The following is a 10,549-nucleotide window of genomic DNA, read 5'->3' on the forward strand; positions in this document are numbered from 1 at the left end:
ATGCCACGTCTTCGTCACACCATCGAACAGATTCTTGCCAAGCTGCGTGAGATGGAGATTGGAGAGCAAGTAGCTTAGCTAATGACACCAACGACAATCATATCCTGGTCAGAGTCGGCTGGTGCTGGTGGTATCGGCAATATATAGGTTATGGATACTAGGCTCCCTGCTTTCCCTTGCCCTTTGCAACCACGGCGACGACCTGAAACAGTTTCTCGACTCGGGCCTTGTATTGATTCATGAATTGCTCCGTCCACATCTTGTTGTATTCGATGGCGGCACTCTTCTTCATACCTGCATCTTTTTCACCTACAGGGGAGGAATAGTGCGCAATGAGGCGATCCAGTTCGTCTTCACCGAAACTCCTCGAATAGGCTTGCTTCAAATGGTCGTGGAGGGACTCAACCTGCCCGATTGATTTTCTGATGTCCTGCAAGAATGCGTCAAGAAGCCGTTCGATTTCCTTCTTTTTTTCACCAGTCAGATTGGAATAGGTGCTCCCGATAGACTTTCTTATTTGTTGCTCATATTCGCTCACATATTTCTGGGTCAGCGCGTCATATTCCGCCTCGAGCTCCGAGACTCGAATGAGCGTCAGCAGCTTCTCGACCTTGATGGTTTTTGTGTTCTCAAGGGCAGCCGTTTCATCCACGGCCATCACACCGGAACCAATCGTCACGAGACACCACCACACCACGAGAACAGCTTTCGCATCATGCGTGACCTTGAATTGACGCATAGTCCTCACCTCTTACCGTCGAGTCTACATCGTACAAACCGATCGTCAAGGAATATAGAATGTTCGATCGTCAGGCGTCGCTCAACTCTCCAGGCATAGGGCCTGGGGATGGAAGCTAATCAATAGGATGGTCCGTTACATCCGCTCACCGATGTGAGATGGCGCTATTGCCTGCTCCTCTTTTTCAGTGAAAGAACAGACGATAGAATCAAGGTGGATTAAGTTGGACGCAATCGCATCGGCCCATAGGCTTGGCGGGCTTGTTGAAGTTCTGTACTGTGTTTCCGCAGGGCCGATCTAAACACTGAACGAGACACTTCGCGCTTGAATCGCTCACTTTCACGCTCGACATGCTCAATTGCTTCGGTGAGCTGCACGACCAATCGCCGGCCTGAACCGGTGAGCCACCCGAGATGGTGATCCGCATAGTGCAGGTCTTGGAGCGAGTACCGGACAGAAGCGACTTCTTCCAGACAGCGAAATCGAGCCCGTTGCAAGTCTCGCTGTGTCAGACCAACCTGTTTCCATCTCGCCGCCCCGCCTCGACCCGTAGCCCAGGACGAAAGCCGCTGGAATAAGAGCGCACCCATGGTGAACGTGAACGTGGCGTGAAGAATGCCCCGAAGTGGACGTAGGCTCCGTCGCCACGGCGAGTAAAAGATCTGCTGATTGTGGTCCCCACGGTACATGACATGTTTTCGCAACAGGAGATTCAAATGGTGATGGCTATTCTCATGGATCAGGTCATCAATCAGATCCAGGTTGCCCCGATCAAAACAGTTAATGAACGACAGTCCCGGGCGATGCCGATAGCTGAAACTGACCACCCCCTTCGCCTGAAGCGGAATAACGCGAGAAGTGAGTACGGCTAGGAGCGCATGTCCCTCTGGCCAAGCCAGCTGGATGGTCTGCCACGCGCAGGTGATCCGTTCGACCTGTCGTTGATCGGTCGGTTTCACTGTTCTTGGCTGGCGATTCTTCCCATAGACAAGAGTCGGCCCAACGGTGATGGAATCGTCGCCGCTAGAAGGCACAACGATTGGTGGATGGTACGCCCACTGCCAGCGTCCTACTCCTCCCCCATCCGACCAGATTGGCGACACCACCTTACCGGCCTTCAACGTGATGCTGGTGGACTCCACTCGAAACAAGACACGTCCTTCCGATTGGCGTAACAGTCGTGGCACTTCTTTGGGCGCCTGGCACCAGGCTCCCGAGATATCAACGGAGACGGTTCCTGCAATTTCGCTACGCTCGAAATTGTTAGAGAGCATTCCTGATACATCCCACCGCTTCATCTTCCGCTGACGGAGCCACTTCACCGCCACAGCCGGATCGAGCCAGAGGGCCTCCCGGGTCAATTCCTGTGCCAATCTCTGGCACAGCGCGAACAGGCGCTTCTCCAATCCACGCACATGAGGTTGGCCCGTGGGAAAGAGGTCATCCAGATAGCCATGCTCAAAAAACTTCTCCTGACATTCGTTCAACAATTGTGCTGCAAACTCTGGCAGATCCTGCTCACTCTGTAGCTGACGGAGCACATCTAAGAGATACACGAGGTCATTCAGCGTCTCGATCCATCCGACGACTTTCCAGTTGGAATAGGCCTTCGGCTGAAGGCTGGAATGGAGGCTGTCAAAGAAGCCAGTCGGAAGCCCCAATTCTCTGGCCAGATCAGCATGGTGGGCATGCACTTCTTGGCACAGATCGACAAACAACCGCCGCATTGAGAGGCGAAATTCATCCCGTAATTGCGCAAGTCGCTGTGAATCGAGAAGGAGCATGGTGAAATGAGTATCCAAAAGATGCTGGAGGAACTCTAGCGTAGCGGGAGAGTGAGCGCAAGCGAGAGGCCAGACAGCGATGCCACGCTGCAGTGGCGATGCAGCCCAGCCGCTTCTTCTGGCCCCTACGCCGCCTGGGGAAATCGCGAGAATAGCTGAGCGGTTTGTGATGATGCCAGAAACCTTACTGACACTCTTGCGGGTTTTTATGGCAGATCGTACAGTGCGGACGGAAGAAGTGCACACAGTATGTGCCCAGATTGTTCTCACGCGACCACATCGAGGCGCGGTGAGACGACAGGCCGACGATGGGATGGACTCCTCATGTTGACGGTATCGGATGTGACAGAGGTACTGACGGAGATTTCCCCTCTCCTTCGTGGTGGCTGGATTCAGAAGATTCAGCAGCCCACAGACCATACCGTGGTGCTGGACGTGCGCATACCGGGACAGACCCATCGACTGTTGCTTTCCTGCCAACCAGACACCGCTCGCGTGCACCTCACTACCCACTCGCCAGTCAATCCTCCAACACCTCCACCGTTCTGCCAGTTTCTCAGAGCCCATGTCCAAGGAGCGAGGATCGACGATATTCATCAGATTGGGAATGACCGTATCGTTGAATTGCAGATTACTGGGAAAGAAGGCGCGCACAGTATCGTATGCGAATTGACCGGCAACAAGGCAAACATCCTGGTCCTTGATGCCGAACGCCGCGTACTGAGAGAGCTCTCTCGTCAACACACGCGCGCCGGACAGGCCTATGCCTCACCACCTCAACGCAACGCCGCCCGCGATACGGTGCCCAGCCGTTTCGCACGTACGAGCGGAGGCATGCTCCCTGTTTCAGAAGCAATCGATGCGCATTACCGCAAACAGGAAACCTCACGAGCCGCCGACCGGATACAAGAAGACCGTCTGCGCGTCCTCAAGAAAACCCTCAAGAAAGAGCAGCGACTCATTGCGGCCTGGCGGAACGACCTCTCACGAGCTACCGCCTATCACGACTATGCCCGGTATGGAGAATTGATCAAGGCCAATCTCAGTACGATCACGAAGGGAGCCGATCGTATGGAGATGACAGATTACTTCGATGACAAGCTCCCCACCATCACGATTCCGCTCGACCCGATAAAATCAGCCCAGGGCAATATGGACGACTACTTTCGAAAACACCGCAAATATCTTGCCGCTGAGCGTGAACTCAAGCCGCGTATCGAGCGCGCCGAACATGGTCTCGAAAAGCTGCGCCAGGAGCTCACGCATATCGAGCAAGGAAGCTGGACCCCACCCGCCGTACCTCCTGCACGTCTGAACATGGCCGTCCACAAGGAACTTCGCACCACTGATCAGCGCCGTGGCCCGTTCCGTCGGTTTACCTCGACTGACGGGATGCCGATCTTTGTCGGACGCAACGCTCGAGAGAATGACGAGCTGACGTTTGGGCTGGCCAAGAGCGACGATCTCTGGTTACATGCTCGAGGGACGCCTGGATCGCACGTCGTTGTTCGATTAGGAAAGGGGACAGATCCTCCGCCGGAAACACTTCGCGACGCAGCAACCCTGGCCCTGCTCTACAGCGATCTGAAGAAAAGCGGCAAAGGCGAAGTCATCTACACGCGGCGCAAGTGGGTCAAGAAAGCGAAGGGACAGGCGCCAGGTGCGGTGATCGTGACTCAAGAGAAATCGCTGCACATCAGTCTCGACAAGACCAGACTTGAATTACTCAAAAGTCGAAAGAGCCAGGAGTAACTGCTCAATCCTCGCCAATTTCTCACTCTTCAGTTCCAATACTACGACCTCAACCTATGCACACTGTGGTGCCGTAGCCCTGCTGCCATGATCGGCGCCTATTTTTTCATTGGTATGATCAGGTACGATTGCTTCAGCTCCATTGGATTGGAGTTTTCCACTTAATCACCGCGAGTCGGAGACCATACGGTGAATTATGTCGCGCTCAAGATGCTCTTTGGTGATCGCGCTAAATACCTCATGCTGCTCTGCGGCTTAACCTTCGCCGTGATGCTGATCGTTCAACAGGGTTCTATTTTCTGGGGCCTTATGATGTGGTCTCAAGCCAACATCACCAATCTCAATGTACCGATCTGGGTCACGGATCCTGGTATTGCGCAAGTAGATGAAGTAAAGCCCATCGCCAGCACAGCGGTCGATCGCGTCAGAAGCATTGACGGTGTGGAATGGGCCGTACCACTGTACAAGGGGCTCCTCCGAGCCCGCCTGGCCAATGGGGACTATCATCAGATCACCTTAACCGGACTCGAATCAGCCACATTGATCGGACGTCCCGCCGAAGTTCTAGAAGGCCGGTTCGAAGACATTCTACAACCAGATGCCGTAGTCCTGGATCAGTGGGCTGTAGAACGAATGGGCGGTCCGACAGTTGTCACGGTGGGTACCATCTTTGAGTTGAACGACAAACTTGCCCGCGTCGTGGCGATTGCAAAAATCCAGAAGAGCTTCACGAATATCCCCGTCGTATATACCACCTATGAACGCGCGGTCCGCTATGTTCCGCGCGAGCGCCGTACGCTTTCTTACGTGCTGGCAAAAGCCAAGGATGGTGTTCCAGTTGCAGACGTGATCCAACGCATCCGTACCCAGACCGGTCTGGGCGCATTCACCGAGGAAGACTTCGGATGGAAAACAATCCTATGGGTGCTCAAAAACACCGGCATCGGTATCAATTTTGGCACGACGATTCTGCTGGGATTCATCGTCGGGATGGCGATTGCAGGACAAACATTCTATCTGTTCACAGTCGAAAATCTCCGCCAGTTCGGCGCCCTCAAAGCCATGGGCGCTTCGACATTTACGCTGGCCAGGATGATTCTCTTGCAAGCCTTTACCGTGGGACTCACCGGCTACGGAGTCGGGATAGGACTCGCCACCGTGTTCGGATATCTGACGGCTAGTGGTGGCGGACTGCCGTTCGCCGAGACCTGGCAGTTGCTGCTCCTGGTTCTCGTCGCCCTCCTCGTTATCTGCACATTTTCAGCTTTAATCAGCATCATTAAACTCGCTCGGCTAGAACCGGCGATTGTCTTTCGGTGAGCAACATGAACGACGACACACAACCAGCGGCTGTCCGCGCACGCGGTATCGTGAAGTCGTTTGGTGCCGGTGATACGCAGGTCACGGTACTCAAAGGCATCGACCTCGATATTTATCTCGGCGAGCTCCTGTTACTCGTCGGTGAATCAGGGGGAGGAAAAACCACGCTCCTGTCAGCTATCGCTGGCATTCTCGACATCGATGACGGTGACATCGACGTGCTCGGTGTACCGCTGAGCGCACTGCCACCTGGTCAACGCACGAGGTTCCGAGGTCAAACGATGGGATTCATCTACCAACAATTCAATCTTCTTCCCGCACTGACCGCCGAGGAGAATGTGGCAGTACCGCTCTTGATCCAGAAGATTAGACGCCCTGAGGCCCTGCGTCGAGCACGCGCGATGCTCGACCGTGTCGGTCTTGGGGACCGAGTGAATTTCCTACCCAAGAACCTCTCGGGTGGGCAGCAGCAACGCGTCGCGATCGCCAGAGCCCTGGTCAACGAACCGCGCTTGCTTATTTGTGATGAACCAACTGCGGCGCTGGATGGGCCGAATGGGCAGAAAATCATGGAACTGCTGCGGGAAGTGGGGCGATCCCGAGATCGCTGCGTCATCGTGGTTACACACGACAGCCGTATCTTCCACTTCGGCGACCGGATGGCTAATTTGACGGATGGACGCATTACGAACATCGAGCAAATTCAGCAGGAAGGAACCGTATGATCGTCATGAAACGAATGAGCGTCTGGCTGGCTCTAGCCGGGGTGGGATTCGCCGCCTGGGTCTTGATGGGCGCCAATAAGAAAGACCCGATGCCTCTGCCGCTCTCGGCCCCGCCTCGATCGCCATACCAACAGACGGTGGCGGCTTCCGGCATTATTGAAGCGGTGAACGAAAACGTCCGCGTTGCGCCCCCGGTCGCCGGATTGGTTATCAAGGTGTTGGTGAAAGCCGGCGACCAGGTCATCGAACAGGCTCCGCTATTCCAGCTGGATGATCGAGAACTGCGCGCGCAACTCCTGACCCGTGAAGCCGCTATCCCTCCCCTACAGGCGCAGCTTGATGAGCAGACATACAAAATCGGCGATCTCGCGACTCAATTACGGCGCCTCCAATCAGTCCACGATGAGCGGGCCGTGAGCGAGGATGATCTCAAACGCACATGGTACGCGCTTGAGATAGCCAAACGTGGCGCCCAGCGGTTTCAAGCCAACCTCAGACAGGCCATGGCTCAACGAGATGAAGTCACGATTCTACTGGATCGACTGACCGTCCGTGCTCCACGGCATGGGACGATTCTTCAAGTCAATATTCGAGCTGGAGAATATGCGACGTTAGGATCGACCGAGCCGCTGATGTTGTTGGGCGAGACGGAGCAACTGCAAGTCCGTGCCGACATCGACGAAGTGAACGCCCCACTCGTCATGCCACAAGCTGGAGGCACGGCCTCGGTCAGGTCGTTGGCCGATCGGAAGATCCCCCTGACCTTCGTGCGGATCGAGCCCTATGTGATCCCAAAGCGATCGCTCACAGGCGAGAATACGGAACGAGTCGACACAAGAGTGCTACAAGTCATCTATCGATTCGAACGCCCGTCCTTCCCAGTCTATGCTGGGCAACAGGTCGATGTGTTCATTGAACGGCGTTCCTCAAGCACGCCTGCTGGAACACCACCTTCTCCCGTTGTCCCTATGGAGCAGTCGTCGTGAGCCTCACGACGACCACTCTTGGAACCATCGTTGCGACGTTAGCCCTGGGTGCTTGCGTACAAGGGAACGACTACCAGCGCCCTCAGACAGAGACACCGGACAGCTGGTCCCGACTCGCTCCCATCGCCGCCACAGTGGCATCCGATCGTGGACCAGAGGCTACCTGGTGGAAGACGTTTCAGAATGACGAACTCTCGGAACTAATCGAACGGGCTCTGCAGCAGAACCACGACGTGAAACGCGCAGTCGCTCGAATCGTAGAGGGCCGGGCCTCTGTGATGTCCGCCACGGCTGGCCTCTTCCCCCATTTGAACCTCTCCAGTTCTTACACCAACATCGCGGTATCTGAGAACACCTTAGCAGGGCTGGGATTGGCGACGGGCCAGCGTCCAGGTTCATCGATTTTCGCAACGCCAGGAACGACCTTCGACCTCTGGAACGGCGCGATGGACCTTCGTTGGGAAATTGACTTCTGGGGCCGTATCCGACGCGGTCGCGAGGCCGCGCAGGCAGAGACCAAAGCGATCGAAGAAGACGCCCGCGCCGTTGCGCTCTCGCTCATTAGCGAAGTGGGGCAGTCTTACTTTCGCATCAGAGAACTGGATGAGCAGTTTGATATTGCCATACGCACCCTTGCTGTCCGGCAAGAATCTCTCGAGATCATCCAAAAACGTGCGGGAGTTGGATTAGCGTCAGAGCTCGACGTCAGACGGACCGAAATACTCGTAGCTGAAGCAGCCGGTCTTATCCCGGACCTGACACGATTACGGGCCATCGAATCGCACAGACTTGAAGTCTTGACCGGAATGGCGCCCGGGTCGCTCGACCTCGCGCGCACACCTCTTCGTGCCATCATCGCTCAACCAGACATTCCAGTGGGACTTCCCTCTCAGCTGCTTGAGCGGCGCCCGGACATTCTCCAAGCAGAAGCGACACTCATCGCGTCCAATGCCCGCATCGGTCAAGCCCGCGCCTACTTCTTCCCGACTCTCATGATTACCGGGCAAGGCGGACTTCAAAGCACGGACTTCGCCAAGTGGTTTACCGGCAACAGCTTCAACTACAGTATCGGCCCATCGGTCATCTTGCCCATCTTCCAGGGAGGAACCAACCTAGCACGTCTTGATCAGGCCGAGTCCCAGTACCGGCAGTTGCTGGAGAGCTACCGGCAGACCATCCTACAGGCCTTCAGAGAAGTTGCTGATCTGCTGGTTTCTGTACACGCACGAGGCGAGCAACTCACCCATCAACGAGCACAACTGACCGCAGCGCAGGAGGCTGTGCGATTGGCTCAGATCCGCTATCGCAAAGGAATGGTCAATTACTTGGATGTGCTGGATGCGCAACGGGCAGTCTTAACCGCTGAAAACCAGCTGGTCTTCACCGAAAGAGCCCGCCTCACCGAGATGGTCAGCCTGTTCAAGGCGCTGGGCGGAGGATGGGAGCCAGCTTCTCCAACACCTCCGTCTTGACCTTGCGCTAGAGTACGTGCAGAAAATTGAGTTTCCCTCGCCGCATGCCGTGCTCGGCACTATGATGGGACAGAGAACTTATGGAAGATCAACGAAGGACCCCACCATTAAGCAGTTCGGCGACCATCTTGGTCGTCGACGACGAATCGCCGATCGTCTCACTCTGCAAAGCAATGTTGGAAGGAGCGGGGCTTACAGTACTAGGGGCCAACGGCAGCTCGGAGGCGCTTCAGATTTGTACCCACCACGAAGGTCCGATTGATCTTCTCCTCACAGATCTCGTGTTACCGCCACCTGGATTTCAACTTGCCTCGCCCTCCAATCAGTTTCCGCACGTTAACGGTCTTGAACTGGCCATTCGTGCAACCATGATTCGGAAAGGTCTCCAAATTATTCTGATGTCGGGGAATGCTGATAAGGACCTTGCCAGCCATGGGATCAAGCGAGGAACTCTCCCATTTTTGGCAAAGCCGTTTGAGCGTGACCGCCTGATCGCCCTCGTGCACAACGTGCTCGCACAGCCGGCGCCGACCCTTGGAGTAGAGGACCGGCCACGCGCAGCCAACGATACCGACTGGTTCGGTTGAATGCCTAAAGAGACGTCAGTTGTGCCTACCAAGGAAAGCGGTTTGGCTCTTGATCCACCTACACCTAGCCTTGGCCCTCTGAAGTTCCTAGCTATGTTCCGTCATGAACCATCCGGCAATCGATAACCGCCGGTGCTCACCAGCGGTAGGGTCCACGCGGCACACTCGATGGAATCGAGGAACAGTAAACATGATCAATGATCCAGGGCGAGGTTCAATACAGTGCGTCGGTATAAGATTGATAGGCCCCTCGGCGCGATCCGCTCGTCGCCCATAGATGATCAACTCCCCTCCCCAATCGGGCTGCCATTCCTCATGAACGTAGGTGACAACCGCGATCCGACGCTTTGGCGCTCGGCGGCCTTCTACGAGCCGACCCTGATCCGTGTCGTCATGCGTTAATAGGCAGTCTCCGGCAGAATAGGAATAGTAATTGAATCCTACATGACGCCCAATGATATTCGGGAACGACTCGATATGATCTCGAATGCAGGGAATCTGCAGCCGCGATAGAAATCGCTGCCCTTCCTCTGGGCCAATTTCAGCTTTGGCCCAGTTGCCGGAATTCGGAAAGTCCTCCTGAACATGCGGCAGGTCGGAAAGGCTTTTCCAGGACGCCTGCTTCATCTTTCCCCGAAAGAACTGGCGCTCGTCCGATGACCAAAAGTTTTCCACAACAAGCACCGGGCTTCTCAGCAAGGAAGCCGACGACAAATCCGCTAATGCAATTGGTGACTGAGCACTATTCATACTTGGTCACACTTCCAGTGATGAAGTACGCCCTCTCCCTACAGCACTTTATTATCCGCTCTTACAGCTCATAAAAAAAGAAGGGGGTGCCACATTCTGCGGCACCCCCATTCCATCCTGAGTTCTATGCTATTGGATTACCAGCGATCGCGCTTTCCACCACCGCTACCGCTCCGACCACCGCCTCCACCGAATCCACCACGTCCCCCACCACCGCCGCCGCCAGTGCGCGGTTCCTGCGGACGTGCTTCATTGACTGTTAGAGTCCGACCACCCATCTCTGCCCCATTGAGAGCCGTGATAGCAGCTTGGGCTTCAGCGTCTGCGGACATCTCCACAAAGCCGAACCCACGGGATTGGCCAGTGAACTTATCCGTAATAATCCTCGCCGAGGCGACTGCGCCATGGGCCGCGAATAAGTCACTCAATTGCTG

At 55.5% G+C, this 10,549-nt stretch carries 10 protein-coding genes (1 of these 10 only partly in view); 6 read left to right on the top strand and 4 right to left on the bottom strand.

Translation table 11 applies throughout. The annotated features are described in order from the left end of the window. Nucleotides 1–157: 157 nt before the first annotated feature. Together E8D52_17625 and E8D52_17630 are read right to left on the bottom strand one after the other, a co-directional pair. The gene (locus E8D52_17625) at nt 158–739 is read right to left on the bottom strand and encodes a DUF2059 domain-containing protein (GenBank protein TKB66184.1); all 582 of its coding nucleotides are present in this window, start codon (nt 737–739) and stop codon (nt 158–160) included. A 218-nt stretch (nt 740–957) separates the two neighbouring features. After that, entirely contained in the window at nt 958–2,982 is a 2,025-nt protein-coding gene (locus E8D52_17630; GenBank protein TKB66185.1) for a hypothetical protein, read from the bottom strand. Here E8D52_17630 and E8D52_17635 point away from each other — a divergent pair. From E8D52_17635 to E8D52_17660, 6 genes are all read left to right on the top strand, one after another. Next, the gene (locus tag E8D52_17635) at nt 2,773–4,275 is read left to right on the top strand and encodes a fibronectin-binding domain-containing protein (GenBank protein TKB66186.1); all 1,503 of its coding nucleotides are present in this window, start codon (nt 2,773–2,775) and stop codon (nt 4,273–4,275) included. The two genes, E8D52_17630 and E8D52_17635, sit on opposite strands and share 210 nt — an antisense overlap. Nucleotides 4,276–4,464: 189 nt before the next feature. Next, complete coding sequence (locus tag E8D52_17640) at nt 4,465–5,595, top strand: FtsX-like permease family protein (GenBank protein TKB66187.1); 1,131 nt, start codon at nt 4,465–4,467, stop codon at nt 5,593–5,595. 5 nt (nt 5,596–5,600) lie between these two features. After that, nucleotides 5,601–6,320, top strand: coding sequence for an ABC transporter ATP-binding protein (locus E8D52_17645; GenBank protein ID TKB66188.1), 720 nt, complete (start codon nt 5,601–5,603; stop codon nt 6,318–6,320). Beyond that, nucleotides 6,317–7,306: an HlyD family efflux transporter periplasmic adaptor subunit gene (locus E8D52_17650; GenBank protein ID TKB66189.1), complete on the top strand. Its 990-nt coding sequence runs from the start codon at nt 6,317–6,319 to the stop codon at nt 7,304–7,306. The genes E8D52_17645 and E8D52_17650 overlap by 4 nt, the downstream gene beginning before the upstream one ends. Next, nucleotides 7,303–8,778: an efflux transporter outer membrane subunit gene (locus E8D52_17655; protein ID TKB66190.1), complete on the top strand. Its 1,476-nt coding sequence runs from the start codon at nt 7,303–7,305 to the stop codon at nt 8,776–8,778. Before E8D52_17650 ends, E8D52_17655 begins: the two co-directional genes overlap by 4 nt. An 80-nt stretch (nt 8,779–8,858) precedes the next feature. Continuing rightward, nucleotides 8,859–9,365 (top strand): response regulator, encoded by a 507-nt coding sequence (locus tag E8D52_17660; protein TKB66191.1) that lies wholly within the window; start codon nt 8,859–8,861, stop codon nt 9,363–9,365. 87 nt (nt 9,366–9,452) lie between these two features. On the opposite strand, the gene E8D52_17665 is transcribed toward E8D52_17660, so the two are convergent. Continuing rightward, nucleotides 9,453–10,115 carry a hypothetical protein gene (locus tag E8D52_17665; protein TKB66192.1) on the bottom strand — a complete coding sequence of 221 codons (663 nt, stop codon included), beginning with the start codon at nt 10,113–10,115 and terminating at the stop codon, nt 9,453–9,455. Between the two features lie 137 nt (nt 10,116–10,252). Then, nucleotides 10,253–10,549, bottom strand: the 3' portion of a protein-coding gene (locus tag E8D52_17670; GenBank protein ID TKB66193.1) for an RNA-binding protein. Its footprint extends 54 nt past the window's final position; 297 of the gene's 351 nt are visible here — the last part of the coding sequence; its start codon lies beyond the right edge, outside the window — the gene reads right to left on this strand; the stop codon is at nt 10,253–10,255.

The sequence above is a fragment of the Nitrospira sp. genome, assembly GCA_005116745.1.
GTDB lineage: Bacteria > Nitrospirota > Nitrospiria > Nitrospirales > Nitrospiraceae > Nitrospira_D.